The organism is Bacillus sp. FSL R9-9410 (assembly GCF_038050385.1).
GTDB classification, from domain to species: Bacteria; Bacillota; Bacilli; order Bacillales; family Bacillaceae_G; genus Bacillus_A; species Bacillus_A cereus_U.
Genome location: NZ_JBBOTV010000001.1, coordinates 4,419,517 through 4,445,997, shown reverse-complemented (window position 1 = coordinate 4,445,997; position 26,481 = coordinate 4,419,517). Strand labels below are relative to the sequence as shown.

The window sequence follows — 26,481 nt, the reverse complement described above, 5'->3', positions numbered from 1 at the left end:
TCTTTTAAAGCATATTGATATGATGGTGCTCTTTAATTGTTTTTAAAAAGCTGCGCATCGAATTGGTCATGTAACTATCTTTACGGCGTATGAAAACAGTTGAAATACTGCCGTATTTCTCCGGAATTGGATGGCAGTGGACTTTACCTGCTGTAGAAAGGTGCTGCACCGCAGACTGGGGGACGAGTGTAATCCCAAGACCGAGCGCTACGCTATTTAATATAGTTTCTAATATGTTAAATTCCATAATTCTTTTTGGTAGCAAACCTTCATCTTTAAGCCATCGTTCAAGCTTGGAACGGTATCCACATCCTTGATTAAAAACGAGTAGGGGCGTCGTAGTAAATTCTTCTATATGAAAAGCTTTATTTTGTGTAACAAGCATTAATTTCTCAGTACTAACATCGTATTGTTCAATTAGTGGATGTTTAATAGGACCTGATATAAAGGCGCCATCTAATTGATGATCAAGTACTTCTCTAATAAGTTCTTCCGTTAGACCGGCTTGTAATGATAAATCGACATTTGGATAGCTTTTATAGTAAGAAGACAAGATGGTAGGTAATGTACTGACTGTTTCGACTGTACCAATTTTTAATATGCCAGATGGTGTTTCACTATCTAAAAACACTTGTTTTAGCTCTTCAACATCTTGCAAAATTTTATGAACGTAAACGAGCATCTTTCTTCCTTCAGCTGTTAAAGTCATGCCTCGCTTATGACGGTAAAAGAGAGGTGTTTTCAGCTCGTTTTCTAATTGTTTAATACGTGCGGTTACATTTGATTGTACGTAATTTAATTCCTTTGCTGCGCCGCTTACACTACCGCGGTCGGCAACGCTTTGGAAGATTTGTAAGTCTCGTAATTCCATTTTATGCTCCTCCTTGATGTTAACTATCATTATAAATGATAGTTAACATCATTTTGAATCATTTTACGTGATATATTTTTTCTTTTACAATTCTCCTTGTGCAAATAGAAAGAAGCGGGGGATTGTGGTGAGAAAAGGTCAAATGATAATAGGTGCTTTAGCGTGTTTAATTGCAAGTATGTCATGGGGAGCGATGTTTCCGGTTGCTGATCATGCTCTAGAATACATAGATCCATTTTATTTTTCATTTATTCGTTATGGGGCGGTAGCAATTGTATTGATTGTATTATTGCTAATGAAAGAAGGAAAGAAAGCATTTCGCTTAGAAGGAAGAGGAAAGTTACTCGTCTTTTTTGGAACGATGGCTTTTACCGTGTATAATGTATTAATTTTTCTAGGACAAATGTTAATGGGGAAATCAGGTGTGATGGTAGCTTCTATTATGGAGGCGCTTATGCCGATGATTTCAATTTGTATTTTATGGGGATATAAAAATATAAAGCCGAAGAAATATATGATAACGAGCATGATTATTGCGTTTGTAGGGGCTGTATTTGTTATTACGAAAGGTGATATGAGTTTCTTTTTAACATTGAAAGATAATATGTTTTCACTAGTATTTATATTTGTTGGTGTTGTAGGATGGGTTATTTATACGATGGGTGGTCAAACGTGTAGCGATTGGTCAACATTACGTTATTCAACATTAACTTGTATATTTGGGACAGCAGTTACAGGAATTATAACTATAATCATTACGTCACTTGGATATGTATCTGTTCCAAGTATGGAAACGATTTCTATTGTGAAATATGATTTATTATTTATGATGACATTACCTGGTATTGTAGCGCTACTTGCTTGGAACTACGGTGTGAAAATCTTATCATCAATTAATGGTATTTTATTTATTAACTTTGTGCCAATTACTACTTTAGTTATTATGATGATACAAGGATATAAAATAACGACATTTGATGTATTAGGAACATTATTTGTTATTGCAGCGCTTATTCGTAATAATGTTTGTCAGAGAAAAGAAGAAAATATAAATAAACAAATTTTGCAAGAAAAGCAATTGCGTCAAGCTGTTTAATAGGCAACTGGAGGATTTTATATGTTAGAAAGTTTATTGTTTTTCTTTGCTGCTGGAGTTGCCTGCGAGCTTGCAGCAATTAATCGAAACGGTCGTAAAAATATAAAACAACAAGCTGAACTGATACAGCTTTTAAAAGACTTGAAGGAAAGAAAAAATTAAAAAGACGACCGGGCATAGACGGTCGTCTTTTTCTATATAAAGTGAAACTTTAATCAGTGGGATTTTGTTCATTCCCCACTGATTATTAGTTGAACCAATCGGGCGTTTACGGGCAGTGGATCTCCCACCTAACTTCTTTGCTACAGCCGAATTTTGAGGTGGGAGTCTTACTGCCCACAAATAGCGGGATAAAGGGGGAAGGGGACACAAAGTTATACAAGCGTAGCAGCGTAAATGAAAGCAGTAAGAAGAATCGAGCCGCTAGCTAGTCCTAAAAAATCTAATTTGTTAAAAGTCATGTTATTCATTATAAATTCTCCTTACTTGTTTAATGTAGAAGCAACAGCTTTTGCATCGATAAGAGCGGAAAATACCATGCCCATTGTATTTAAGAAATTGTTCGTTTTCATTTTGTTCATCATATAGATCCGCTCCTTTTCAAATGGTTGTTGTTACTTTCTAACTTGATTGTATAAGATATTGGGGGGAGTCACTATCGAATTAGCTTACAAGAAAATTACACTTTTGTAAGAATTGAAATTTAACAATAAATACTTATTTTTATTACCAACTCCTAAAACTTAGTGTTATAATTGTTGTAAGAATATGATTCCAATTCGGATGTTTAGAAAGGAACGAAATGAATGTATAAACCAATTACATTTTCGTTGAAATATATATTTAAAATGGCTGGGAAGGTAGAAGTACAAGGGAGAGAGAAATTACCGGAAGATGGCCCTTACGTTGTTGCGTGTACCCATACAAGTTTTATGGACGTTTTAATGTTAGCAGCAGGAATGTACCCAACCCAAATTCATTACATGGCAAAAAAAGAATTGTTTGAAGGGAAATTCAAAAATTGGTTTTTTAAAAATGTAAATGCATTCCCTGTAGATCGTGCGAATCCAGGGCCAAGCACATTGAAAATTCCATCGCGTTTATTAAAAGAGGGAAAAGTGGTAGGGATTTTCCCGAGTGGAACGAGATCATCAGAAGACGTTTCATTAAAAGCTGGGGCCGTTACGATTGCAATGCGTTCTAACGTTCCGTTAATACCGGCAGCTTATGTTGGTCCATCAAGTGTAAAAGAATTGATAAAAGGAAAAAAAGCGCGATTAGTTTTTGGGGACCCGATTCAAATTGATGCTGAAGAACAAATAGATCGAAAAACGGCTATGAAAATGATGACAGATGAATTAAATGCAAAGTTTGAAGAACTAAAGGCAGTTTTGCAGCCAAATCAAAACTAAGAAAAGACGACCGGGCATAGACGGTCGTCTTTTCTATTATTATTTATATAAAGGGGAAAGGGGACACAAAGTTATAGTGTAGCAGCGTAAATGAAAGCAGTAAGAAGAACCGTGCCGCTAGCTAGTCCTAAAAAATCTAATTTATTAAAAGTGATGTTGTTCATAATGCATTCTCCTTACTTGTTTAATGTAGAAGCAACAGCTTTTGCATCGATAAGAGCGGAAAATACCAAGCTCATTGTATTTAAGAAATTGTTCGTTTTCATTTTGTTCATCATATAGATCCGCTCCTTTTCAAATAGTTGTTGCCCTGTTTCTGACTTAATTATATGAAATGTTGCGGAGAGTCACTATCGAATTAGCTTACAGGAAAATTACACTTTTGTAAGAAAAACGAATGAAAGTGTCATGATGAGAAGATTTGACATATGTTCATGTGATTTATTAAGTTAAAAGTAGAGGTGAGTGTATGGCTAATATTAAAGATATTGCAAAGATGGCTGGGGTTTCAGTTACGACTGTTTCGAGGGTATTAAATGATCATCCATATGTAAGTGAAGAAAAAAGGAAAGTTGTTTTAGAAATAGTTGAGAAATTGAATTACTCGCAAAATGCAAATGCTGTTCATTTATCAAAAGGGAAGACGAATATTGTTGGCGTGATTTTACCTTATATTAATCATCCGTCTTTTGATGCGATGGTGGGTGGAATGATGGAAGTTGCGTTAGCTCATAATTACAGGGTGCTTCTTTGTCAAACGAATTACAATAAAAAAGAAGAAATGAAAAGTTTACATATGTTGAAAACAAAGCAACTAGACGGTCTTATCATTTGTTCTCGTGCCAATGAGTGGGAAATTATAGAGCCGTATGCAGCGTATGGGGCGGTTATTGCTTGTGAGGATAATGATATTGAAAGCATATCGAGTGTATATACAGATCATTTTAATGCCTTTCAATTAGGGATGAGTTACCTTATTGAAAAAGGTTATAAGAAGATTGGATATTGTACGGGAAGAAAGTTAGGGCCAAGTAGTAAGAAACGTTTTGATGCTTATAAACAACAGCTACAATTAATAGATGAAGAAGTGATGGAAGATCGGATTTTCACAGAATGCTTTACATTAGAAGATGGTGTAAGAGTTGCACATCAATTCAAGGAGATGGAGAATCCTCCTGAAGCATTAATAGTGGCAGGAGATGAAGTTGCTATTGGGATCATGACAGAAGTTGAAAAATTAGGTATTAAAGTTCCTGAAGATTTAGCGATTATTGGTTTTGATAATCAACCGATTTCTCAAGTTTTACAACTGACAACCATTGACCAAAATTTAAAGGGAATAGGTAAGACGGCTTTTGAAATGTTTTATAGGCAAGTAAGTGATGAGAGTTCTAAACAAGAAAAGATGGAAATTCCGTATAAACTTGTGGAACGCTTCACAGTTTAGTATTTATCCGTTATGTGTATAAGCACATAACGGATTATTTTTTGAAATGTCTTTGACAAGAAACCCGTTTCATACTTTATAAAAGAGTTACACCGGTCTGTAATAATCCATGGATTCTTTTCAAGTGTTAAAAAATGAATAGAATTTGGAGGAATATGCATGAGTGAACTTTTATTAAGTATGAAAAAATATGTAGAGGATGACGAAAAGATTTTAGCGTTTGTCGTAGGGATATTTGAAAAGGATGACTTTACTTTATGTTATCAACATGGGATTTTTGTTGCCACTACTAGACGTCTTCTGTTTTACGGGAAATTTTCGTGCTATCCTGCGATATTTGAAGAGTATTCATATTTGCATATAGATGACATAGATTTCCGTCCATATTTCGAATGTACTTGTAATCGTGAAACCATTAGAGCTAAGTATATTCAGAGTGGGAATGTGGAGCGCTTTGTCCGTACAGTTAGAGCGAATATGAATAATTAATCACCCCTTTGTTTAAACATAATATCTTGGTCTTTGTGAGGGGAAATGCGGAATAAAAACCACTTCTAAACCTCTAGGAGATAGTGATACAATGTCAAATGGGGGGAGGGATGAACTATGGTTAATCAACGTATAAAGGAAATCGCATTAATTACAATCGGTTCATTACTATTTGCAATTGGTATTAATTACTTCGCAATTCCAAACCGTTTATCAGAGGGTGGAATCATTGGTTTAACGGTTGTTACTTATTATTTATTTGATTGGTCACCAGGAATTGTGAATTTTGGTTTAAATGCAATTTTATTAGCTGTAGGTTATAAATTTTTTGATAAGAAAACGATGGTTTACACAATTATAGGTATTGTGGAAACATCTTTGTTTTTATACGTTACAGAGCACATTCAGTATCAAGTAAATAGTGATACATTATTAGCGGCTTTATTCGCTGGTGTATTTGTAGGTGTCGGATTAGGATGTATGTTCAAAGCTGGAGGTACATCAGGAGGATCGGCAATTTTAGCGCAGTTAGCAAATCAATATTTAGGTTGGAGCGTCGGAAAAGGCGTACTTATTATTGATATTATTGTAATTGCTGGTTCTGTATTTATAATAGGACAAGAAAAGGCGATGTATACACTTGTAGCTGTATTTGTCGGAGCAAAAGTGATTGATTTCATCGTGGAAGGTATGGATACAAAAACAGCTGTTACGATTATTTCGAATCAACCAGACTTAATTCGAGAGACTATTACGAAAAACATGACACGCGGTGTCACTGTATTAGAAGGACGCGGCGGATATACTGGTAAAAATAAAGAAGTATTGTATGTCGTTATTAATAAACAAGAGCTTGTTAAGTTAAAGCAAGTTATTAGTAGAGTTGATGAAGATGCCTTCGTTGTCATTCACGATGTGCGTGATGTACTTGGTGGTGGCTTTAAAGCAAGCTAAAAGATGAACGAGAAAATTCGTTCATCTTTTTTTTATCCCGCATTAACGGGCAGTAAGACTCCCACCTCAAAATTCGACACATGCGAGGAAGTTAGGTGGGAGATTAACTGCCCGTAAAAGCCCGATTGGTGAAGGCTAATAATCAGAGGGGGATGGACAAAACCCCCTCTGATTAAAGTTTCACTTTATTCTTACAAAAATGTAAGGGTAATGTAATGGGATTGAATGGTAGATTAAATTCCTGCTCTTTAGAATGGATGTATAAGTATCCTGCAGAGGAGGAAGATCAGTATTATGAAGAAAAAAATAATTACTACTGTAATAGCTATGGTAGCGATAGTAGTAGTATTACTACCTACGAAACTTGGACCAGTTATTGATAAATATAATCCGCTTTATACGACGAAAGAATACTATACAATTGTGGATACGATTGGTCAGCATGTCGGTGATGAATGGTATGAATATGAATTTATTGCATTTGATGAACGTGGAAGAGAACAAAAAATAAAGAAAACTGTTAAACATATGTTAAAGAGAGAAGAAGCGTTAAAGGTGTTCGCGAAAGGGCGTTACGGTGAGTCAATTGAAGAGATTGAGACTACAAGTATTCCTATAAATGCGAAGAGTAAACTTTTGGCGATGAGATAGTAAAAATATACCCCCATCTATTTTTTGTCGAAAGTAAAAATACCAGATAGGGGTATTTATTTGGTGCATAAAAATGCCCTAGTTCATATAAACTAGGGCATTTTTTATATAAAGGGGAAGGGGACACATTGCAGTAACAAAAATGAAAGTATAAGAAGATTGGGCTACTAGCAATGTAATTTGGTTATGTGAGTATTCTTCTTATTTGGCTTACTTTCTAACCTTATTGTACAAAGCATAGGTAAGGGGAACTATCGAATTACATTACACATAGCTTACAAATATGTAAGACTTCTGTAATGCAATTCGATAGTTAAAAGATAGTGAATTTCATATAGTGTAACTAGAAAGTCTCATTTTATTACTTTCTGATTCGCAATGTTAATGAAGAACGAAAAACCAACTAATTTTTAATAGACCTCATCTTTATTTAGATGGGGTTCTTTTTTTAACCTTACAACATTGTAAGGTTTACGTAAGTTAATTCGATAGTAATTTTGTCATATTTTTTGCATAATAGATACAAATAGATAAAAAATAATTAGGGATATATTAAGAAGGGAGAAAACTGGGATGCGTAAAGAAGAAGTAGTGAAGTTTCCAATTAAAGATTTCTGTAGCTACTTTACTGTTGCCGTAGTATGTATTGGATTATTTGATATAATAACAAATTTAATTGTTAACTAATATAGATGATAAAACAAGAAGGGAGATCCTTTCTTGTTTTTTTTATGGGGGCATAAAGATGAAATGGATTGATAGCCATATACATGTTGATCAATATGAGGATGAAGAGAAAAGTAGATTACTTACAGATGTGGAAAACAGTAAAGAGATACAAGGGCTTATTGCAGTATCTATGAATTATCAATCATGTCGAGAAACTCTATCTTTAGCAAAGCGATATCCTTTTATACATCCAGCAATAGGTTTTCATCCGGAGCAACCGATTCATAAAGAGGAATGTGAGCAAATTTATAAATTAATTGAAGATCATGTAGAGGAAATTGTTGCGATTGGTGAAGTGGGACTCCCATATTATTTAAGGAAAGAAGATGAAAATATTGCTATCGATCCATACATAGCGGTGTTAAAAAAATTTGTTGAACTAGCTAGTAAATACGATTTACCAGTTATATTGCATGCGGTTTATGAAGATGCTGACACTGTATGTGATTTACTTGAAGAATATAAAGTTTCACGTGTACACTTCCATTGGTTTAAAGGAAGTGAAGAGACAATGAAACGGATGATGAGGAACGGTTATTATATTTCTATCACACCGGATGTTTTACATAAAGAGAAAATTAGAAGGATCGTTTCGTATTATCCGCTTGAATATATGATGGTAGAAACAGATGGGCCGTGGGAATTTCAAGAGGATGCTATGACACATCCTTATATGATAAAAGATGTATTACAAGAAATTAGTATAATAAAAAAAATATCAGTAGAGAAAGTTACTGAGCAAATATATGAGAATACGGTACGATTTTATAAAGTTAGTGAGTCATAATAATAAAAGAAAGACAATTATAATGAACCCAATTATAAGGAAGAACCCATATTTTTTCATATAATCAATTATGTTATTCGCGCTTGTTGGTTTTTCAACGTGAATGCCGTCTTTATTAGTAGTAATATGAATATCTTTCATTTTTACTTCATTCGTTTCTTTTTGTAAATCAATCCACTCTATGTTTGGAATACTTTCTAGTTCTTTTAATACTTCTTTTAATGGTTCAACGCCCAAGTAAGGATGATAAAATGCACCGATAATTCCATCGGATAATTTTTCGACAGATAAAGCACGTTCTTTCATTTTTGCTATAGCTTGTGGCTTATCTTCTTCAATAAAGCCAACAGTTTCAGGAATTAATTTCATCCCATGTAAAAATGACGGTGTACTTATATAAGCCGGTGAGTGCATTGATTTCCAAGTTGTATCGTTTAGTTGTATTTGTCCTACATAAGTTGAAAAGTATTGTGATAGTATTTCATATCCTTTTTGAGACATTGTATAGTGCGGAGCTTCAAAGGCAACTGGATATAATTTCGCTTCTACAAGCTCTGTAATCCCTTTTTCAATATGATCTTTAGTATATTTTTCTTCGAAGGCTTTTCCATTTTCTACGTATTTATTATAGTATTCTGTAAACTGAAAATCTTCTTTTGTCTTTGGTTTTTCATGGTTCGGTTGGCGAATTGGTTGATCTGTTTTTACATCCCAAAATTCAAAACCTTCGCCAGTTTCACTATCATAAAACTGGTGTGTGTAACCATGCATAACGATAGAGCCACCATTATCTTGCATAAAGCGTAAAACATCGATTAATTCAGAGTTATCCTTTAAATGTACTGTTTTTCCTGTGTCTGGATCTTTGTAAACAGGGATAACGGTAATCATATAAGGAAGTTTTTTCTCTTTTAGTAATTCAGCAATTTCTTTTAATTGCTTTACATCTACAGCTGGATGAACGTCTTCAAGACGTAAATAAGCTGAAGTTTTATTTGTCATAGGCTTTTGTTCGAAGTAAGAAAATAACATTTCACCGACGTAATGAGACATCCAATCAAAAAGGTTTGGAGTTGCAACATAATACGATGTTCCTTGCTGAATGATTAACGGATGAGTTCCATCAGCACTCAAGGCGTAAGCAAGAGTTGTTCCTTTTGTTTCAACTTTCTTCATCAAGCGTTCTTCATGTAATTCATTTTTTAATTGGTTAGTCGGATATTCTATAGTGTGAATTCGTATATCGGTTTCTTTCGAGGTAATGAAAGAAAAACGATTAGATAATTGTTCAACATTTTGTCCTAAAACTAATACTGGACCTGAGAAGTTTTCTAGAAATTGTTTTACTTCAGTAGAAAGATCTTCTTTTTTCTCTCCGATATAAACAATATGTGTATAAGAAGATGAGTTAGTGGTTTCATTTACCTCTTTTAAACTTTTTACTGTTATATCATTTGTGAAATGTCCTAACTGAGTATTAAGGATTTGTACATTGTTTGTGATTTTATTGTCTGCTGTACTATACAAAATAAGTACTTTTGGCTTGGATGATGATTGTGCAGAGATATGTATAGGAATGAGTAGTAAAATGCTAAAAAGTAGTAGGGATTTTTTCATTTATATATGCTCCTAGTCTATATAGAATTCAATTTACAATTATATACAATAAATGAGTTGTAGTCCATGTAAGTTACATTTTTGTACGTATTTACCAACTGTTTTTTCGCAAAATCGGTCTAAAGCATGATGATAATATGTATAGTTATTTGCTATGATTGAAGGGTAAGAGAATGATAGAGTGTAGGGAATTGTAAAGGGAAGGCTGAAAGGGGACAAATTTCAGCGGAGAAAGAGGTAGAGGTAGTGAAGAAATTCTTTGTAGGATTTTTAGTTGTTCTTGGAGTGTATTTATATTTCCAAGGAAAGTCTGAAGGAATGGGTAAGCTAATGAATGAAACAAGTTATGTTGATTCAGAAGAAGTAAAACAGATGAAACAAATCATTATAGAGGAAGCAAAGAAAGTAAACCTTCCAGAATGGATACCTCTTACAATTGCCGAACATGAAAGTAGGTTAAATCCAAGAAGTGTTGGAGATAACGGAACTTCATTCGGATTGTTTCAATTGCACCGCGGTGGTGGGCTTGCGCCAGATCATTTAACTGATGAAGAGCTGAAAGATCCACGTATAAATGCACAAATTGCAATGCCGCATTTAATGAAAGGTTATAAGCGCGGGGTGCAAAAAGGTTTGACTGATTTTGCATTACTGAAATATATAGCGAATACATCTGGATGGCCAGGGAATTTAGGACCAGAGTGGACGGATAACAATATGAAGTATAACATCGGATTAGAGGATGTATACTATCGAAATAAAGGTGTAATAAAAGAGTAGGTTTTCTATACCTACTCTGTTTTTTTATGAATAATTTCATCCTTTTCTTTCGTGAAATACTGCGCTAGTTGTATTTTCACATCTTCTAGTTTTGTAGAAACTTGCGGTATTTTATATCCTACATACAACGGTGAAACGACAAACCTAGGAACAACTTTACAAATGATTTTCCTGTTTAAGTGATAGAAGAATAAGTTATAACTACTACATCCTTTATGGAAATCTGTCAGTATGTAACGTACAGTTTGCTGAATATAATTTGCCATTTCATCTATAAATGCAATATCTTCAATGATGATATTAAATTCAGTAAAGCCGATAATAGGACGCTCTGAAATGTTGAGTTCAATACGTTCATTTTTTTGGACAATTACCCCTTGGAAATTTGCTTCATCAATATTTTCAAGATAGTCTACATGTTTCATTCCGATAATTTGCATGTGTGCATGGTGCAAACTTCCACCTGAAAATGGACCATGATTTTTGTATAAAATCACAGAAGTGAATTCTTCATTTTCCTGTAAGTTTAACCAATGGTGAATAGAGAAGCGAATTAGTTTTCTCATATGGTCTTCTGTATATGTTGCAATATGTTCTTCACAATTATCTGTTTCGATTAGCACGGTTTGAAAGGTATCCTTTAATGTAGGAAATTTATTCTTTAACCAAATAATAGAGCCCTCAGTTGCTAAAATATCCGTTAAATTTTCTCTGTCACAAAAAGGACATGTAGTACTTCTGTTCCGAATACTTTCTGGTTTTTGTTTACCGATATCGTTTAAAAAATATAGTTGTTGTGTATCCATTTGTATATATGCCCCTTTAAAATATATGTAAAAATCCCGCTTAATACATTCGGGAAAGGGGGGAGGAAATCCTTTAAAGGTAATAGGGAAAAATAAAAGACAAGATATCCTCATTGCAATAGGGTACCTTGTCTTTTATTTTTTCTTTAATAGTGTGTATGGATAATATAGAGCATTTTCATTTTGTTTCTTTTTTCTATTTTTTATTGTGTATAAGGCAATTGCTGTACTTGCGATTACAATAATGGCTTTCTTCATATTCATATACCCCTTTTTATTGTTGGTTTAATTCTTGGCTAACTGCTTTTGCATCGATTAAAGCGTGTAAAACCATTTTTACCATGTTCATCATATTCCTTCACTCCTTTTTATAATTCGTTTAGTTCTTTTACAACTGCTTGTCCGTTCACTAATACCTCAAAGATTGCTTTTACGATTTCTTTCATCATGATTGTTTCCTCCTTGTTTTTGTCTCTCTTGTTTACATCTTTATTGTATAGGGAGGTATCTTTTCGTACTATCGCTTTCCATTACGTGAACATAACAGTTTTGTAAGATTTGATGTCACTTATTGAAATGTTTAGTCTATCTTCATTATTTTCAGAAAAATGACTATTCAAACATAAATCGGGGAAGTATAATAAAGAAGTAAGTATTAAATTCCGTACGAAAGGAGTGAATGAGATGAAATGTTCTTTAGCTACGCGCGCAAAATTTTTAGATTATATCTATATTTGTCGTGCGATTTTTCATGATGTAGTTGTTAACGGGATACGTATGCCCTTTTTTAACAATTGCATAGTAGCTATTGAACGATAGAAGTCTCTTCACCCATTTTTGATAAACGTGTGAAAAGGGAGCTATTTGGCTTCCTTTTTCTATGACAAAAACCATGGGGAATGTTTCTTTCCCATGGTTTTTTATATTGAAAGGAGTACGGAAAATGACAATTTGTAGTGTAAATAATGTAAAGAAATCTTTTGGTGGAAACATCATATTTGAAAATATATCGCTTGAAATAAAGAATGGAGAACGTATTGGATTAGTTGGTCGTAACGGTAGTGGGAAGACAACTATCTTTCAGCTTCTAACAGGAATGGAGAGTTTGGATGCAGGAGCCATTCATATGAAGAAAGGTACATGCATCGGTCATGTAGCACAAATTCCAAAATTCAATAATGAAATGAATGTATATGATGTATTAAGCTCCGCTTTTAAAAAGGAAAAAGAGTTGGAGATAGAAATGCATGCTTTAGAAAAAAATATGGCGGAAGAACAGGAATCATCTGCTTTACAAAAATTGATGGAGAGATACGGAGTAATTCAAGAAAGGTACGCGTTTCTCGGTGGTTATGAAATAGAAGCGAATATTATGAAGGTAGCAAATGGTCTACAGGTGACGGAACTATTTCCAAGATCATTTATGGAGTTAAGTGGTGGAGAACAAACAAAAGTAAGCCTTGCGTATATGCTATTGCAGAAACCAGATCTACTTTTGTTAGATGAACCAACAAATCATTTGGACTTATTTGCAGTCGAGTGGTTAGAGCAATTTCTAAAAGAATATACAGGAACAGTTGTGGTCATTTCGCACGATCGCTATTTCCTTGATGAAGTTGTAACGAAAATTTTTGATTTAGAAGATGGAGAAATTCACGTATATCATACGAACTATTCACAGTTTGTTGAGGAAAAGGAAGAAAGGCTGCTTCAAGAATTTCAAGCGTATCAAGAACAGCAAAAGAAAATAAAGAAAATGAAAGAAGCAATTAAGCGTCTACGTGAATGGGCAAATCAAGCGAATCCGCCGAATGAAGGATTGCATAAGAGAGCCAGAAATATGGAACGTGCATTAGAGCGCATAGAGAAACTAAAGAGACCCATTTTGGATAGAAAACAGATGGGACTTCAGTTTGAAGGGCAAGAGAGAAGCGGGAAAGATGTTGTTGTAATGAAAGAAGTGAGTAAAGGATTTGCTGAACGATCTTTATTCGAGAAAGTAAATTTGCATATTCGTTTTCAGGAGCGCGCAGCTATCGTTGGACGTAATGGTACAGGAAAGACTACGTTATTAAAACTATTACTAAAAGAAATGCAGCAAGATGCTGGAGAAATTCGGATTGGTAGTAGTGTGAAAATCGGTTATTTATCGCAACATGCGTACGGGAATATGAGGAACAATGTATTGGAAGCTTTCAGAGATTGCGTGGCTGTAACAGAGGGAGAAGCAAGACATATATTAGCTCGTTTCTTATTTTATGGTCCAGCTGTTTTTAAGAAAGTAACACAACTTAGCGGTGGAGAAAAAATGAGGTTAAGGCTCGCGCAACTTATGTATCAAGATGTTAACTTTCTTATTTTAGATGAACCGACGAATCATCTTGATATTGAATCAAGGGAAGTTTTAGAGGAGGCCCTTGAACAATATAATGGGACGATTTTAGCTGTTTCACATGATCGTTATTTCTTAAATAAATTGTTTGAAAAGACATATTGGATTGATGAGCACAAATTATTTGAGTTTGCAGGGAACTATGCATGGGCTCGTCAAAAGTGGGAAGAAAGAATTGAGAAACAAGTAGTAAAACAGAAGCAGCAACAGCAAGGGAATAAAGCGTTAGAAGTAATGCCTATAAAAAAGAAGAAGTCTAGGGATTTAGAGGCAGTTGAAAACGAGTTAATGCATATAGAAGAAGATATATATGCACTCGAATGTAAAATGGAAAATGTAGTTGATGTTGAAATGCTTGAACAATTATATGAAGAAAAAACGAAAAAAGAGTTTTTACGAGCGGAGTTATATAATGAGTTAGAGAATATTGTGGAGTAAAGAGTAGAAAGCTAATTCCTTTCAGTTTTGCTGAAGGGATTAGCTTTCTTTTTTTATAATAATATTTTACGTAAGGGATAAAGTGAAACTTTAATCAGTGGGGGGTGTTCATCCCACACTGATTATTAGTTGAACCAATCGGGCGTTTACTGCCCGTTAATGCGGGATAAGTAAAAAATGTGTTTCACGTGAAACAGTAATTTTGATAAATCTTTGTTACGCAATTTTCATAGGTTGAGAAACATATGAAATGGTAAGAAGGAAAATAAACGTTATTAGAAGTTTTTTTGATTAGAGTAATTACAAAAGTATTGGCTAATTATTTCCCAAGACATAAGTGTGTGTAATAGAGACTCGGGGATTGAAGATAAAAAAGAAAGCAGAGTTTACAGCTTTACGCGCTGAACTCTGCTTTCTTTTTGTGTATCTTCTTCCCTCATTGAGATTGTAATTGCAATTCCGAGCATAACGAAAAAAGCTAAAAAGAGGACGAACTTTGGGAAGAAAGGGAATAGTAATAGTGCCCCGACTATCATAATTGTTAATAATATATAGTGCAGGACATATTGGAATAGGTTGTCCATGTTTTCGCCCCCTTTTTGGTAATTGATTATTAGTATTCTATGTTTTGTGCTGAAGGAATAGAAGTAGATTTTTAAGTTTTTTAATACGACATACAGGAGAAAGATTGACATGCTTGAAGGAAAGGAATAATCTTGAAATCAATTCATACTATTTTTATAGGTAAAATAAAGATAGTTACAGAAGGAGCGTTATGTTATCACTTAATTAAAAAATAGGAAAGTAAGGGTGAGAATTATGCGAAAGGTTTTTAAAGGGTTACTTGCTACGCTTCTTAGTACATCGGTTTTATTAGCAGGATGCGCTCAAGAAGAGACAAGTACAGATAAAGCAACGAAGATGCCAAAAGTGAAAGATGAATTTATTAAAGCGAGTGACAAAGCAAAAAGTCCAGCAAAGGCAAAGGAAAGAAAAGATACTTTTGTAATTGGAATGCCGAGCCCTGGCGGGATATTCCTTCCGCATTTCATGGAGAATGGATGGGATGGCAATATAACGCAAGCTATCTTTGCTCCTCTTGTTGGGCTGGATAAGGAAGGAAAACCAATCCCGATTCTAGCGAAGAAGTGGGATATTTCGGAGGATCAGCTTACATATACGTTCCATTTGAAAGATGATGTAAAGTTTAGTGATGGTTCGCCGTTAACAGCGGATGATGTAGCATTTACATTAACGTTACTACATGACCAGACATATAGCGGAGCAACTGATATAAGTCAAACAGCAATAAAGGGTGGGCAAGCATATAAAGAAGGAAAGGCTACATCTATCGAGGGGATTCAAGTCATCGATCCGAAAACAATTACGATTACAACTGAAAAGGTAAATGCCCAAACATTATCATTAATTGGTGGAGAAGTTATATCAAAAGTTTATTACGGTAAAGAATATAAGCAAGGAAATTTAGAGTATTTAAAAGAGTTATACGGAAAACCGATGGGAGCAGGAGCTTATAAACTAGATAAATATATTCCAGGTCAAGAAGTTCGTTTTGTAGCAAATGAAAATTATTTTGAAGGTAAACCGAAGATTGAGCACTTTATTTATAAAATTACAAAAGGTGATACGAATTTGCAACAATTTCAAGCGGGAGAAGTAGATTATGATGGCTTCACGACAAATGCGGAAACGATTGAGCAATTAAAAGAGCTAGGTTTCGCTAATATTAATGTGTATACAGGAAGTTCTTACGGCTATATTAAAATGAATTATAAGAAGCCATACTTTAAAGATAAACGTGTACGCCAAGCGTTTATTTACGGATTAGAGCGCCAAAAAGTAATTGATACGTATTTCCAAGGTTATGCTTCACTTGTTAATGTACCAATTACACCAGTTTCGTGGGCGTATACAGAAGAAGGAATCAATAAATACGAATATAATTTAGAAAAAGCGAAGAAATTGCTCGATGAAGCTGGCTGGAAAGCTGGGTCAGATGGTATTCGTGAAAAAGATGGCCAAAAATTGAAGGTAAGTTATTTTGCTTCTTCTGCAAGTAAAATCAATGATGTGATGATCCCCGTTATGAAAGAGGATTATAAAAAGATTGGGGTAGATTTCAACCCTGAATACATGGACTTTAATACGATGATTTCCAAGGTAATTAAAGGAGATTATGATTTAGCCATGGTCTCCACACCGATGATTGATGATCCGAGCGGAACAATTGAGGAGTTTGTTTCGACAAGTAAGCGTAATTATGATGGATATCATAATCCGAAAGTAGATGAATTAGCTAAGCAGGCATTAGAAACATTGGATATTGAAAAACGAAAAGAAATCTATAAAAAACTATATCAAGAGTTAAGTGAAGATCCACCTGTTATTTTCTTAAACAATAGTAAAGTCGTGTCTGCACATAATGCACGAATTCAAGGATTACAAGAAGATAATTATAATGGTATTTTGTTAAGTTTACCTAAATTGAATATTGCTCAATAATTTTTGGAGAATTCTCGAAATATTTATATAGAAATAATTGACAAAATATACTGAAAGATATAAGCTAATAACCATAAAGTCTACCGGAAAGGTCGGAATAAGATTGTTACCCCTCAAAAACAACTATTTTTTTATAACCAAAACCGACTTTTCCGATTGGCTATAAAATGTTGCTGTGGGAGGCATACATTAGGCAAGCAGTTCATAAGGTGTAATTATTAAAAAAAAGTTAGGGTGGGGACAATGAAGAAAAAGATAAAAAAATGGGCTGGTGTATTTTCGGTATTACTGAGTAGTTCGCTTGTGTTATCTGCTTGTGGGGGACAGGAGGATACGGCTTCTACAGAACCAGTAAAACAGCAAGATTTAAAAAATATAAAAGTTGAAAATATTGCTGCGACAGATAAGACGAAAGTACCAGATAAAGCGAAGAATAGAAAAGATACGTTAGTAGTTGGTATTAGTAAACCAGGTGGCGTATTTTTACCATATTTCCAACAAAATGGTTGGGATGGAAACGTCACTTCAGTTATTTTTGCATCTCTTGTATCTACAGATAAACAAGGAAAACCAACTCCAGAATTAGCTGAGAAGTGGGATATTTCCTCTGATCAGTTAACATATACATTCCATTTACGTAAAGATTTGAAATTTAGCGATGGTTCACCATTAACAGCAGATGATGTAGCGTTCACATTGACGCTTTTACATGATAAGGCATATGAGGGTGACAAAGACATTTCTCAATATGCTGTTAAAGGCGGTAAAGAATATAAAGAAGGAAAAGCAAATTCTATTGAAGGAATTCAAGTTGTTGATCCACAGACAATTAAAATTACAACTGAAAAAGTTAATTCACAGGCACTAACAGCCTTAGGTGGAGAGGTGTTATCAAAAGCTTATTATGGAAAAGATTATAAACAAAATGCAAGTTTAGATTACTTAAAAGCGTTATATGAAAAACCGATAGCTGCGGGTCCATATAAATTTGAAAAGTATATCCCAGGGCAAGAAGTGCGATTTGTAGCAAATGAAAATTATTATGCGGGTAAACCAAAAATTCCAAACTTCATTTATAAAATTACTTCTGGTGATACGAAGCTTCAATTATTCCAAACAGGTGAGGTTGACTACACTGGCCTAGGTACTGGTGACGAAGTTCTTGAACAGGCTAAGGCTTTAGAATTTGCAAATATCCAAATCGAAACAGCAGCGTCATTTAGTTATATTTATATGAATAATAATAAGCCGTACTTAAAGGATAAAAAGGTTCGTCAAGCACTTATTTACGGATTAGATCGTAAAAAATATGTTGATACAGCATTGAAAGGATACGGTACGGTAGCTAATGTACCAATTCATCCAACTTCTTGGGCTTATACGGAAGAAGGAGTTAATAAATATGAATACGACAAAGAAAAAGCGAAAAAATTATTAGATGAAGCAGGATGGAAAGTTGGTTCGGATGGAATTCGTGAAAAAGATGGTCAAAAATTAAAGCTTTCTTATTTCGGCCCAAGTTCGGCTAAAGATAGCGATTTATTAATTCCGATTGCAAAAGAGAATTATAAAGAAATAGGTGTAGAATTTAACCCTGAATTTATGGACTTTAATACTATGCTTTCGAAGGTAAACAAAGGTGATTATGATTTAGCTTCTGTTTCGACACCAATTACAAGTGATCCGAGTGAAACAGCTGGTGAATATTTGTCGGGTGTCAATGAGAAGAGTCTTGGTTATAAAAATGCAAAAGTAGATGAGTTAATTCAAAAAGGTATTGAAACGGTAGATATTGAAAAACGTAAACCAATCTATAAAGAACTGTATAAAGAATTAAGTGATGATCCACCAGTAATTCTATTAAACTATCGTAGAACAATTACTGGTTATAACGGGAATATAAAAGGAATTGACCCTGAAAAATACAATAGTATTAGTGCAAACTTACCAGCTCTATCTATCGAAAAATAACGAGAAGAATGTATAAGTAGAAGACATTTTTTCATTCGGCAAGTAGTGTGCCGCTTTGAAAAAATGTTCTTCTATTTTAAGCATAAGATTGGAGAGAAAAAGGGTGAAAACATATATCATTCGTAGGCTGTTACAAATGATTCCTACACTGTTGGGGACATCGATTATTATCTTCTTCCTGTTCGCACTTCTTCCAGGAGATTATATTGATTCAAACCCGAAGATTACACCGGAAAGAGCAGCTGAACTTAGGGAATTGTATGGATTGAATAAACCAATTGTTGAGCGATATTTTCACTGGCTAGGTAATGCATTGCAGGGGGACTTTGGTTTTTCTCTTCAATATCAAGAATCTGTAACGTCATTATTAAATAAATTTATATGGAATTCGTTTATTGTTGCGATTATTGCATTGTTCTTTATTTGGCTAATTGCACTTATTATCGGTGTATTTTCAGCGACAAAGCAACATTCTTTATTCGATAAGCTTGTAACAATTGGTGTATTTGCAGCGATGTCATTTCCTTCATTCTTTATCGGTTTGTTTTTAATTAAAGTGTTTGCGGTTGACTTTAAGCTGTTACCGATAGGCGGGATGATTGATGTTGGGAGTAATTCAACTGGGCTTGCTTACGGAATAGAAGTTGCAAAGCATATGGTTTTACCCGTATTTATTTTAACTCTTCTTGGAGTTGGCTCATTAACTCGTTATTTTAGAACGAGTATGTTAGAGGTTGTACGGCAAGATTACATTCGAACGGCTAGAGCAAAAGGTTTAAAGGAGAAGACCGTTATTTATAAACATGCATTAAAAAATGCAATTTTGCCGGCTATTACATTGCTTGCATTTGAATTACCAGGGTTGTTTTCAGGGGCAATTATTATAGAACAAATTTTCAACTGGCCAGGTATCGGTAATATTCAATTAGAAGCACTTAATTTTCGTGATTATACGGTATTAATGGCATTTACGATGTTTCTTTCGTGTTTGACAATTGTTTCAAACTTTTTAGCGGATATTGTATATGCAGTTGTTGATTCACGTATTCGGTTGAAGTAAGGGGGGGAAAGAGATGGAAACTGTTACAGCAACTACGGAAAAAAAAGAAAAAAAGAAAAGAAGGAATGAATCATCGCCGTGGAGGCAAGCTTTTAAAAGGATAAAGAAAAATAAAATGGCACTTATAGGATTTTACGCATTAGTTTTTATGTTTTTATTTTGTTTTATTGGTCCATTCTTTTCACCGTATGCATCAGGAAAAATACAAGTTACGCTAATTAACAAACCACCTAGTTTTTCTCATTGGCTTGGCACAGATCAATTAGGAAGAGACATTTTAACGAGGCTTATGCAAGCAGGACGGATTTCATTAACAATTGGCTTAGCCTCAATGGTGTTATCCGTTATACTAGGTGCTTTATTAGGAGCGATTGCAGGTTTCTACCGTGGTATCGTCGATAATATTATAATGCGTCTTGCTGATATTTTAATGTCGATGCCAGGATTACCGTTACTTATTATAATGGGAGCTATTTTATCAGAATGGAAAGTACCATCTGATTATCGTCTTTATGTCATTATGATCATTTTAAGTTTAGTAGGTTGGCCAGGACTTGCACGCCTCGTACGAGGTCAAATTTTATCGCTGCGAGAACAATCGTTTATGCAAGCTGCTGATGTACTCGGGATAAACGATTACCGGAAAATTGTATATCATTTAATCCCAAATGTTCTGCCGATATTAATTGTTGTATCCACATTAGGTGTTGCAGGTTCTATTTTAGGAGAGTCTGCACTAAGTTACCTAGGACTTGGCGTTGTCCCGCCTACACCATCGTGGGGAAATATGATTAGTGCAGCAAACTCATTAATCGATTTCCAAAAGCGTCCGTGGTTATGGATCCCGCCTGGTTTTGCAATCTTTATAACAGTTGTATCAATTAATATACTTGGCGATGCACTTCGTGATGCATTAGATCCAAAGATGAAGCGGTAGGTGAGAAAGCATGAGTAGAGCAGTAGTAGAGCTAAAGGATTTACAAACACACTTTCAGACGGAAGAAGGTACAGTAAAGGCTGTCAATCATGTTAGCTTTTCAGTTCGAGAAGGTGAAACAGTTTGTGTAGTAGGCGAATCAGGTTGCGGGAAAAGTGTAACGGCTTTATCTATTATGGGACTTATTGCTGAATCTGGCGGCATCGTTGGTGGTGATATTATTTATGAAGGAAAAAGTCTTTTAGGAATGAAAGAGAAAGAACTTCGTAGTTTAAGAGGAAATGATATCGCGATGATTTTCCAGGAACCGATGACATCGCTTAATCCGGTCTTTACTGTTGGAGAGCAAATTGTTGAGACGTTAAGAGAGCATGAACTACTTAGCAAAAACGAAGCATACAAAAAAGCAATTGAATTAATTCGTAAAGTTGGTATTGCTCGTGCTGATGAAATTGTCCATTCTTATCCGCACGAATTAAGCGGTGGCATGTTACAACGTATTATGATTGCTATTGCACTTAGTTGTAATCCAAAGTTATTAATTGCAGATGAACCGACAACAGCTCTGGACGTTACGATTCAAGCGCAAATATTAGATTTACTAAGGCAAGTAAAAGAGGAATTTAAAACATCGATTTTATTAATTACACATGATCTAGGTGTTGTAGCAGAAATGGCCGATTATGTTGTCGTTATGTATGGTGGAAAAGTTATTGAAGAGGCACCGGTACTAGAGATATTTCAAAATCCGAAACATCCATATACGCAAGGGCTGCTAAAATCAAAACCAGTAATGGGGAAACGAACAGATAAACTTTATTCTATTCCAGGGCAAGTTCCAAATTTAGTTGGCTTAGATGAGTTTTGCTACTTTAGTGGCCGCTGTGAACATTGCATGGAAATATGCCAAAATGAAGCGCCAAATCTTAATGTGCATGACGAGGATCATAAAGTAGCTTGTTGGTTATATGAGGAGCGTGCTGGGCAATGAGTGAACCATTATTAGAAGTGAAGAACTTAAAAACGTATTTTCCGATTAAGGGCGGCGTATTTAGTAGAACGATTGGACATGTGAAAGCGGTAGATGGGGTAAGCTTTACAATTGATAAAGGAGAAGTGTTTGGCCTTGTAGGAGAGTCTGGAAGTGGGAAAACGACGATAGGAAAAACAATTCTCCGTCTCGTTCAAAAAACAGAAGGTGAAGTGAAATTTAAAGGTCAAGATGTTCATGCTTTATCAAAAGAAGAGCTGAGAAAGCATCGTCCTAATATGCAGCTCGTCTTTCAAGATCCATTTAGCTCATTAAATCCAAGAATGAGAATTGGAGAAGCGCTTGGTGAGCCAATGTTGGCTCACGGACTAGCGACGAAAGAAAATGTCCGTGCAAAGGTGATAGAAGTATTGGAGTTATGTGGTTTAGCGCCGTATCATATTGACCGGTACCCTCATGAGTTTTCCGGTGGGCAACGTCAACGTATCGTTATTGCAAGGGCGATGGTATTAGATCCAGAATTTATTGTAGCTGATGAGCCTGTTGCGGCATTAGATGTATCTATTCAAGCGCAAATCATTAATTTGTTTAGTGAATTACAGGAGAAAAAGGGATTATCCTATTTATTCATTTCACATGATTTAAGTGTTGTGGAGCACTTATGTACGAAAATTGGAATTATGTATTTAGGAACTATTGTGGAAACAGCACCACGTGATGAGTTATTTGCGAATCCGCTTCATCCATATACAAAAGCATTGTTATCAGCAGTGCCAATACCGGATCCAACAGTTAAGCGAGAACGGATTATTCTAGAAGGGGATATTCCAAGTCCTGCAAATCCACCATCAGGTTGCCGTTTTCATACACGTTGCCCCTTTGCTACAGATATTTGTAAAACGAATGTACCAGAATTCCGTAATGTGGGTGAAGATCATTTTGTTGCTTGTCATCATGTGTAAAAGAAAAGGACTCTTTCAAAATGTGAAAGAGTCCTTTTTTTATTTACTTGATGAAGTTTGTTTTAATACAAATTGCTCAATTGCATGAGCAACACCGTTTTCATTATTTGTTAATGTAACAACGTCACATAATTTTTTTACGTCTTCTTCAGCATTTCCCATTGCAACTGATAAGCCGGCTACTTGTAGCATTGGCACATCATTAAAGTTGTCACCGATTGCAACAGTATCTTCAATTGGTATATTGAAATAAGCTGCCATTTCTTGCAAACCATTGCCTTTATGGCCATGCTTATCCATAATTTCTACATTAGTAGGAGCTGATGCCGTAACTGAAATGTCCGTAACTTCTTGTAAAGTTTGTAATAGCTGTGAACGATGAGCAGCATTAAATGTTAAAATGAAGAATTTAGATATTTCTAATTCTGGATTATTTACGACATCTTCTATTTTTTGGAAATCAGTAATTAAGTTAGATTTCTTTTGTTTTTCTGTAATTCTTTCAAGTTCCTCAAGTGTAACATCTAGTGTATGTTTATTTTCTTCGAATGCCTGCATGACTTGACCTTGCCATGTATAAGGAGAATAAACCCCTTTATTTGTGTACAACTTATATGGGAAACCTTCAGATTCTAGTAATTTTGCAAGCTTGTATACTTTATCATTTTGTAAACAACGCGAGTTAATTACTTTTCCGTCCACATAAACAATTGCCCCATTGCTTGCTCCAACTGGAAGAGATAGTTTATATTCTTCCAATAATTTCAAAGCATCCTCTTTCGCGCGGCCAGAACAAATCATTACAATATGACCAGCCTCTTTTGCGGTTTGGATAGCTTGTAAGTTCTCTTTGGAGATTTCAAGATTAGATGATAGTAGTGTACCATCCATATCTAGTGCGATTAATTTCAAAATGACCACCTCTTTGTTTCCATTATACATAGTTATATAGAGGAAACATATAAACTTATCTTGGAAAGATAGTATTTTATCCCGCATTAATTTCTAGTAAAAGTGCGATTGGTGAGGGGAATAATTAGTAGGGAATGGAACTCTCGTTGATTAAAGTTTCACTTTGGTTTTTAACAAAATAGAGATGAATAATATTATATTTCGCTTTATGACCTTAATGTTACACTAGTGTTACAAATGTGATTGTAGTAGAAAACGCATTAAAACAAGGTTTTTGAGTGTTTATTTAAAAAAACGTAAAAAAAGTGTAATAAAATTTACGTAATTATATTGCAACGTAATAATAGTTATGTTACATTAGTGTTACAAACGTTACGTAATTAATTTCAATGTAACGTTAACATGAAAACTATGAACTAATCATTTCTTAGTAATTACATATAGATAACTTATAAAAAAGGAGAATGAATGATATGAACAACGAGCAAGTATTAAACGTAACAAAAGGTGACTTCTTAGGATCAGCAAGCGGAGCAGTAGTATTAACAGCATTAATCGTATTTCTTTCAAGCGTATTAGTATAATAGAAGTTTTGTAACAAAAATAAGAGAAGGGAGAATGAAAATTATGAACAACGAGCAAGTATTAAATGTAACAAAAGGTGACTTCTTAGGATCAGCAAGCGGAGCGATAGTATTAACAGCATTAATCGTATTTCTTTCAAGCGTATTAGTATAATAGAAGTTTTGTAACAAAAATAAGAGAAGGGAGAATGAAAACTATGAACAACGAGCAAGTATTGAACGTAACAAAAGGTGACTTCTTAGGATCAGCAAGCGGAGCGGTAGTATTAACAGCATTAATCGTATTTCTTTCAAGTGTATTAGTATAATAAAAGTTTTGTAATAAAAAAAGAAGGGAGAATGAGGAATATGAACAAGGAACAAGTATTACAAGTAACAAAAATGGACATTTTAGGATCGGCAAGTGGAGCAGCGCTATTAACAGCGTTTATTGTATTCCTTACAAATGTATTAGTATGATAAATTTTGATGACAACAAATCTTTATACACCATACGTACCATCATTCAAAAAAAATAAAGACTCTAGCATATTAGTAAGTAGTTAATATGTTGGGGTCTTTTTTATTTTCCTCTCATATAAACCCTCAAGTATTAATAATATCCCCTTATCTCGCTATTTGCGGACAGTAAGACTCCCACCTCAAAAAAGGAGTTAGGTAGGAGTCGGGCTAATAATCAGTGGGGAATGAACAAAACTCCCACCGATTAAAGTTTCACTTTATTTTAAAGAGAAAAAAGTCGAATTTTATATGTAAGAAAAAAAGAGGAATTTGACAGAAAAGATAGAAAATTTTAAAGGTCAGAAATTGTTAGCCTGCTAACTAATTTCTATTAATCGATGTTGGAAGCGTTTTCGGTTGGTTTTAAGTATGAACCATTTAATCTATTTACAGGGGGATGAAGATATTATGAAACAAAAATCTATGGATACGCTAGCTGCACAAATGGAGGACTTTTTTCCGGTACGTGATGTAGATCATTTGGAATTTTACGTAGGAAATGCAAAACAATCGAGTTATTACCTTGCGAGAGCGTTCGGATTCAAAATTGTGGCTTACTCTGGATTAGAAACTGGAAATCGTGAAAAGGTATCTTATGTTCTTGTGCAAAAAAATATGCGTTTCGTTGTGTCTGGGGCTTTAAGTAGCGATAATCGTATTGCAGAGTTTGTAAAGACTCATGGTGATGGTGTGAAAGATGTGGCATTACTTGTTGACGATGTTGATAAAGCTTACTCGGAAGCGGTGAAGCGTGGTGCTGTTGCGATTGCTCCTCCTGAAGAGTTATCAGATGAAGACGGCACATTGAAAAAAGCTGTTATTGGTACGTATGGTGATACAATTCACACGCTTGTAGAGCGTAAAAATTATAAAGGAACATTTATGCCAGGATTCCAAAAGATAGAGTTTAATATTCCATTTGAAGAATCCGGTTTAATTGCTGTAGACCATGTCGTTGGTAATGTTGAAAAAATGGAAGAATGGGTTAGCTATTATGAGAACGTCATGGGCTTTAAACAAATGATTCATTTTGATGATGACGATATTAGTACAGAGTATTCGGCGCTAATGTCAAAAGTTATGACGAATGGAAGCCGTATTAAGTTTCCAATTAATGAACCAGCAGACGGAAAAAGAAAGTCGCAAATTCAAGAATATCTAGAGTTCTATAACGGAGCGGGTGTACAGCATCTTGCTTTATTAACAAGTGACATTGTAAAAACAATTGAAGTACTTCGTGCGAATGGTGTTGAGTTTTTAGATACGCCAGATACGTATTACGATGAGTTAACTGCACGAGTGGGGAAAATTGATGAAGAAATTGATAAATTAAAAGAATTGAAGATTCTAGTAGACCGTGACGAAGAAGGTTATTTATTACAAATCTTTACGAAACCAATTGTAGATCGTCCAACTCTATTTATTGAAATCATCCAACGTAAAGGTTCTCGTGGATTTGGCGAAGGGAACTTTAAAGCGTTATTCGAATCAATTGAAAGAGAACAAGAGCGTCGCGGAAATTTATAAAATTTGTATCCACCAGCAAGAGTTTCTTTGTTGGTGGAAATTTC

At 34.7% G+C, this 26,481-nt stretch carries 30 protein-coding genes; 22 read left to right on the top strand and 8 right to left on the bottom strand.

What is annotated here, in order from left to right; genetic code table 11:
* Nucleotides 1-4: 4 nt before the first annotated feature.
* A complete protein-coding gene (locus MKX77_RS22980; RefSeq protein WP_002063480.1) occupies nucleotides 5-871 on the bottom strand; it encodes a LysR family transcriptional regulator in 867 nt (288 codons plus the stop codon).
* A 127-nt stretch (nucleotides 872-998) separates the two neighbouring features.
* Between MKX77_RS22980 and MKX77_RS22975 the strand changes: the two genes are divergently transcribed.
* On the top strand, nucleotides 999-1,967 hold the full coding sequence (locus tag MKX77_RS22975; RefSeq protein WP_002140144.1) for a DMT family transporter: 969 nt from the start codon (nucleotides 999-1,001) through the stop codon (nucleotides 1,965-1,967).
* 21 nt (nucleotides 1,968-1,988) lie between these two features.
* Entirely contained in the window at nucleotides 1,989-2,129 is a 141-nt protein-coding gene (locus MKX77_RS22970; RefSeq protein WP_002063481.1) for a YrzO family protein, read from the top strand.
* Nucleotides 2,130-2,341: 212 nt separating this feature from the next.
* On the opposite strand, the gene MKX77_RS22965 is transcribed toward MKX77_RS22970, so the two are convergent.
* The gene (locus MKX77_RS22965; protein ID WP_142344732.1) at nucleotides 2,342-2,437 is read right to left on the bottom strand and encodes a DUF3948 family protein; all 96 of its coding nucleotides are present in this window, start codon (nucleotides 2,435-2,437) and stop codon (nucleotides 2,342-2,344) included.
* Between the two features lie 336 nt (nucleotides 2,438-2,773).
* Between MKX77_RS22965 and MKX77_RS22960 the strand changes: the two genes are divergently transcribed.
* Complete coding sequence (locus tag MKX77_RS22960; RefSeq protein WP_341307879.1) at nucleotides 2,774-3,379, top strand: lysophospholipid acyltransferase family protein; 606 nt, start codon at nucleotides 2,774-2,776, stop codon at nucleotides 3,377-3,379.
* A gap of 71 nt (nucleotides 3,380-3,450) precedes the next feature.
* Here MKX77_RS22960 and MKX77_RS22955 read toward each other — a convergent pair whose 3' ends face one another.
* The gene (locus MKX77_RS22955) at nucleotides 3,451-3,543 is read right to left on the bottom strand and encodes a DUF3948 family protein (protein ID WP_012260201.1); all 93 of its coding nucleotides are present in this window, start codon (nucleotides 3,541-3,543) and stop codon (nucleotides 3,451-3,453) included.
* Nucleotides 3,544-3,848: 305 nt separating this feature from the next.
* On the opposite strand from MKX77_RS22955, the gene MKX77_RS22950 reads away from it, so the two are divergent.
* From MKX77_RS22950 to MKX77_RS22930, 5 genes are all read left to right on the top strand, one after another.
* Nucleotides 3,849-4,826, top strand: a complete 978-nt coding sequence (locus MKX77_RS22950; protein WP_341307878.1) for a LacI family DNA-binding transcriptional regulator — start codon at nucleotides 3,849-3,851, stop codon at nucleotides 4,824-4,826.
* 159 nt (nucleotides 4,827-4,985) lie between these two features.
* Nucleotides 4,986-5,315 (top strand): PH domain-containing protein, encoded by a 330-nt coding sequence (locus MKX77_RS22945; RefSeq protein ID WP_341307877.1) that lies wholly within the window; start codon nucleotides 4,986-4,988, stop codon nucleotides 5,313-5,315.
* A 117-nt stretch (nucleotides 5,316-5,432) separates the two neighbouring features.
* The gene (locus MKX77_RS22940) at nucleotides 5,433-6,269 is read left to right on the top strand and encodes a YitT family protein (RefSeq protein ID WP_002159558.1); all 837 of its coding nucleotides are present in this window, start codon (nucleotides 5,433-5,435) and stop codon (nucleotides 6,267-6,269) included.
* Between the two features lie 294 nt (nucleotides 6,270-6,563).
* Nucleotides 6,564-6,920 (top strand): YxeA family protein, encoded by a 357-nt coding sequence (locus MKX77_RS22935; protein ID WP_215555010.1) that lies wholly within the window; start codon nucleotides 6,564-6,566, stop codon nucleotides 6,918-6,920.
* A 745-nt stretch (nucleotides 6,921-7,665) separates the two neighbouring features.
* Nucleotides 7,666-8,436, top strand: a complete 771-nt coding sequence (locus MKX77_RS22930) for a TatD family hydrolase (RefSeq protein WP_341307876.1) — start codon at nucleotides 7,666-7,668, stop codon at nucleotides 8,434-8,436.
* On the opposite strand, the gene MKX77_RS22925 is transcribed toward MKX77_RS22930, so the two are convergent.
* Nucleotides 8,431-10,053 carry a polysaccharide deacetylase family protein gene (locus MKX77_RS22925; protein ID WP_341307875.1) on the bottom strand — a complete coding sequence of 541 codons (1,623 nt, stop codon included), beginning with the start codon at nucleotides 10,051-10,053 and terminating at the stop codon, nucleotides 8,431-8,433. The genes MKX77_RS22930 and MKX77_RS22925 overlap by 6 nt on opposite strands.
* A 246-nt stretch (nucleotides 10,054-10,299) precedes the next feature.
* Between MKX77_RS22925 and MKX77_RS22920 the strand changes: the two genes are divergently transcribed.
* Nucleotides 10,300-10,833, top strand: coding sequence for a transglycosylase SLT domain-containing protein (locus MKX77_RS22920; protein WP_002159554.1), 534 nt, complete (start codon nucleotides 10,300-10,302; stop codon nucleotides 10,831-10,833).
* Between the two features lie 11 nt (nucleotides 10,834-10,844).
* Here MKX77_RS22920 and MKX77_RS22915 read toward each other — a convergent pair whose 3' ends face one another.
* Together MKX77_RS22915 and MKX77_RS22910 are read right to left on the bottom strand one after the other, a co-directional pair.
* Nucleotides 10,845-11,639: a DUF4931 domain-containing protein gene (locus MKX77_RS22915; RefSeq protein ID WP_445819107.1), complete on the bottom strand. Its 795-nt coding sequence runs from the start codon at nucleotides 11,637-11,639 to the stop codon at nucleotides 10,845-10,847.
* A gap of 135 nt (nucleotides 11,640-11,774) precedes the next feature.
* On the bottom strand, nucleotides 11,775-11,903 hold the full coding sequence (locus MKX77_RS22910) for a hypothetical protein (RefSeq protein WP_002029408.1): 129 nt from the start codon (nucleotides 11,901-11,903) through the stop codon (nucleotides 11,775-11,777).
* Between the two features lie 420 nt (nucleotides 11,904-12,323).
* On the opposite strand from MKX77_RS22910, the gene MKX77_RS22905 reads away from it, so the two are divergent.
* Together MKX77_RS22905 and abc-f are read left to right on the top strand one after the other, a co-directional pair.
* Nucleotides 12,324-12,458 carry an RAxF-45 family protein gene (locus MKX77_RS22905; protein ID WP_002139888.1) on the top strand — a complete coding sequence of 45 codons (135 nt, stop codon included), beginning with the start codon at nucleotides 12,324-12,326 and terminating at the stop codon, nucleotides 12,456-12,458.
* A 124-nt stretch (nucleotides 12,459-12,582) separates the two neighbouring features.
* Nucleotides 12,583-14,469 carry a ribosomal protection-like ABC-F family protein gene (gene abc-f, locus MKX77_RS22900; protein WP_341307873.1) on the top strand — a complete coding sequence of 629 codons (1,887 nt, stop codon included), beginning with the start codon at nucleotides 12,583-12,585 and terminating at the stop codon, nucleotides 14,467-14,469.
* A gap of 386 nt (nucleotides 14,470-14,855) precedes the next feature.
* Here abc-f and MKX77_RS22895 read toward each other — a convergent pair whose 3' ends face one another.
* Nucleotides 14,856-15,053 (bottom strand): hypothetical protein, encoded by a 198-nt coding sequence (locus MKX77_RS22895; protein ID WP_215555015.1) that lies wholly within the window; start codon nucleotides 15,051-15,053, stop codon nucleotides 14,856-14,858.
* Between the two features lie 235 nt (nucleotides 15,054-15,288).
* Here MKX77_RS22895 and MKX77_RS22890 point away from each other — a divergent pair, with 235 nt between their 5' ends.
* The 6 genes from MKX77_RS22890 (at nucleotide 15,289) to MKX77_RS22865 (ending at nucleotide 22,913) form a co-directional block, all read left to right on the top strand.
* Nucleotides 15,289-16,992 (top strand): ABC transporter substrate-binding protein, encoded by a 1,704-nt coding sequence (locus MKX77_RS22890; RefSeq protein ID WP_341307872.1) that lies wholly within the window; start codon nucleotides 15,289-15,291, stop codon nucleotides 16,990-16,992.
* A gap of 243 nt (nucleotides 16,993-17,235) precedes the next feature.
* Entirely contained in the window at nucleotides 17,236-18,963 is a 1,728-nt protein-coding gene (locus MKX77_RS22885; protein WP_341307871.1) for an ABC transporter substrate-binding protein, read from the top strand.
* 103 nt (nucleotides 18,964-19,066) lie between these two features.
* Nucleotides 19,067-20,023 carry an ABC transporter permease gene (locus tag MKX77_RS22880; protein ID WP_341307870.1) on the top strand — a complete coding sequence of 319 codons (957 nt, stop codon included), beginning with the start codon at nucleotides 19,067-19,069 and terminating at the stop codon, nucleotides 20,021-20,023.
* Between the two features lie 13 nt (nucleotides 20,024-20,036).
* Nucleotides 20,037-20,960, top strand: a complete 924-nt coding sequence (gene opp4C / locus MKX77_RS22875; RefSeq protein WP_000451066.1) for an oligopeptide ABC transporter permease — start codon at nucleotides 20,037-20,039, stop codon at nucleotides 20,958-20,960.
* 10 nt (nucleotides 20,961-20,970) lie between these two features.
* Nucleotides 20,971-21,951, top strand: coding sequence for an ABC transporter ATP-binding protein (locus MKX77_RS22870; RefSeq protein ID WP_341307869.1), 981 nt, complete (start codon nucleotides 20,971-20,973; stop codon nucleotides 21,949-21,951).
* Nucleotides 21,948-22,913, top strand: coding sequence for an ABC transporter ATP-binding protein (locus MKX77_RS22865; RefSeq protein WP_078176780.1), 966 nt, complete (start codon nucleotides 21,948-21,950; stop codon nucleotides 22,911-22,913). Before MKX77_RS22870 ends, MKX77_RS22865 begins: the two co-directional genes overlap by 4 nt.
* A 39-nt stretch (nucleotides 22,914-22,952) precedes the next feature.
* Here the strand turns inward: MKX77_RS22865 and MKX77_RS22860 are convergent, their stop codons facing one another.
* A complete protein-coding gene (locus MKX77_RS22860) occupies nucleotides 22,953-23,825 on the bottom strand; it encodes a Cof-type HAD-IIB family hydrolase (RefSeq protein ID WP_341307868.1) in 873 nt (290 codons plus the stop codon).
* Between the two features lie 473 nt (nucleotides 23,826-24,298).
* Here MKX77_RS22860 and MKX77_RS22855 point away from each other — a divergent pair, with 473 nt between their 5' ends.
* From MKX77_RS22855 to hppD, 5 genes are all read left to right on the top strand, one after another.
* Nucleotides 24,299-24,409: a DUF3948 family protein gene (locus tag MKX77_RS22855; protein WP_001058532.1), complete on the top strand. Its 111-nt coding sequence runs from the start codon at nucleotides 24,299-24,301 to the stop codon at nucleotides 24,407-24,409.
* Nucleotides 24,410-24,443: 34 nt separating this feature from the next.
* On the top strand, nucleotides 24,444-24,563 hold the full coding sequence (locus MKX77_RS22850) for a DUF3948 family protein (RefSeq protein ID WP_098534360.1): 120 nt from the start codon (nucleotides 24,444-24,446) through the stop codon (nucleotides 24,561-24,563).
* A 34-nt stretch (nucleotides 24,564-24,597) separates the two neighbouring features.
* Nucleotides 24,598-24,717, top strand: coding sequence for a DUF3948 family protein (locus MKX77_RS22845; RefSeq protein WP_201039406.1), 120 nt, complete (start codon nucleotides 24,598-24,600; stop codon nucleotides 24,715-24,717).
* A gap of 40 nt (nucleotides 24,718-24,757) precedes the next feature.
* Entirely contained in the window at nucleotides 24,758-24,868 is a 111-nt protein-coding gene (locus tag MKX77_RS22840) for a DUF3948 family protein (RefSeq protein ID WP_445819106.1), read from the top strand.
* Nucleotides 24,869-25,318: 450 nt separating this feature from the next.
* Nucleotides 25,319-26,437 carry a 4-hydroxyphenylpyruvate dioxygenase gene (hppD, locus tag MKX77_RS22835; protein WP_341307866.1) on the top strand — a complete coding sequence of 373 codons (1,119 nt, stop codon included), beginning with the start codon at nucleotides 25,319-25,321 and terminating at the stop codon, nucleotides 26,435-26,437.
* Nucleotides 26,438-26,481: the final 44 nt, after the last annotated feature.

Coding starts and splice junctions, on each gene's coding strand:
- MKX77_RS22980 (WP_002063480.1), bottom strand. CDS start 871: ATGGAATTACGAGACTTACAAATCTTCCAAAGCGTTGCCGACCGCGGT.
- MKX77_RS22970 (WP_002063481.1), top strand. CDS start 1,989: ATGTTAGAAAGTTTATTGTTTTTCTTTGCTGCTGGAGTTGCCTGCGAG.
- MKX77_RS22965 (WP_142344732.1), bottom strand. CDS start 2,437: ATGAATAACATGACTTTTAACAAATTAGATTTTTTAGGACTAGCTAGC.
- MKX77_RS22960 (WP_341307879.1), top strand. CDS start 2,774: ATGTATAAACCAATTACATTTTCGTTGAAATATATATTTAAAATGGCT.
- MKX77_RS22955 (WP_012260201.1), bottom strand. CDS start 3,543: ATGAACAACATCACTTTTAATAAATTAGATTTTTTAGGACTAGCTAGC.
- MKX77_RS22950 (WP_341307878.1), top strand. CDS start 3,849: ATGGCTAATATTAAAGATATTGCAAAGATGGCTGGGGTTTCAGTTACG.
- MKX77_RS22945 (WP_341307877.1), top strand. CDS start 4,986: ATGAGTGAACTTTTATTAAGTATGAAAAAATATGTAGAGGATGACGAA.
- MKX77_RS22940 (WP_002159558.1), top strand. CDS start 5,433: ATGGTTAATCAACGTATAAAGGAAATCGCATTAATTACAATCGGTTCA.
- MKX77_RS22935 (WP_215555010.1), top strand. CDS start 6,564: ATGAAGAAAAAAATAATTACTACTGTAATAGCTATGGTAGCGATAGTA.
- MKX77_RS22930 (WP_341307876.1), top strand. CDS start 7,666: ATGAAATGGATTGATAGCCATATACATGTTGATCAATATGAGGATGAA.
- MKX77_RS22925 (WP_341307875.1), bottom strand. CDS start 10,053: ATGAAAAAATCCCTACTACTTTTTAGCATTTTACTACTCATTCCTATA.
- MKX77_RS22915 (WP_445819107.1), bottom strand. CDS start 11,639: ATGGATACACAACAACTATATTTTTTAAACGATATCGGTAAACAAAAA.
- MKX77_RS22910 (WP_002029408.1), bottom strand. CDS start 11,903: ATGAATATGAAGAAAGCCATTATTGTAATCGCAAGTACAGCAATTGCC.
- MKX77_RS22905 (WP_002139888.1), top strand. CDS start 12,324: ATGAAATGTTCTTTAGCTACGCGCGCAAAATTTTTAGATTATATCTAT.
- abc-f (WP_341307873.1), top strand. CDS start 12,583: ATGACAATTTGTAGTGTAAATAATGTAAAGAAATCTTTTGGTGGAAAC.
- MKX77_RS22895 (WP_215555015.1), bottom strand. CDS start 15,053: ATGGACAACCTATTCCAATATGTCCTGCACTATATATTATTAACAATT.
- MKX77_RS22890 (WP_341307872.1), top strand. CDS start 15,289: ATGCGAAAGGTTTTTAAAGGGTTACTTGCTACGCTTCTTAGTACATCG.
- MKX77_RS22885 (WP_341307871.1), top strand. CDS start 17,236: ATGAAGAAAAAGATAAAAAAATGGGCTGGTGTATTTTCGGTATTACTG.
- opp4C (WP_000451066.1), top strand. CDS start 20,037: ATGGAAACTGTTACAGCAACTACGGAAAAAAAAGAAAAAAAGAAAAGA.
- MKX77_RS22870 (WP_341307869.1), top strand. CDS start 20,971: ATGAGTAGAGCAGTAGTAGAGCTAAAGGATTTACAAACACACTTTCAG.
- MKX77_RS22865 (WP_078176780.1), top strand. CDS start 21,948: ATGAGTGAACCATTATTAGAAGTGAAGAACTTAAAAACGTATTTTCCG.
- MKX77_RS22855 (WP_001058532.1), top strand. CDS start 24,299: ATGAACAACGAGCAAGTATTAAACGTAACAAAAGGTGACTTCTTAGGA.
- MKX77_RS22850 (WP_098534360.1), top strand. CDS start 24,444: ATGAAAATTATGAACAACGAGCAAGTATTAAATGTAACAAAAGGTGAC.
- MKX77_RS22845 (WP_201039406.1), top strand. CDS start 24,598: ATGAAAACTATGAACAACGAGCAAGTATTGAACGTAACAAAAGGTGAC.
- MKX77_RS22840 (WP_445819106.1), top strand. CDS start 24,758: ATGAACAAGGAACAAGTATTACAAGTAACAAAAATGGACATTTTAGGA.
- hppD (WP_341307866.1), top strand. CDS start 25,319: ATGAAACAAAAATCTATGGATACGCTAGCTGCACAAATGGAGGACTTT.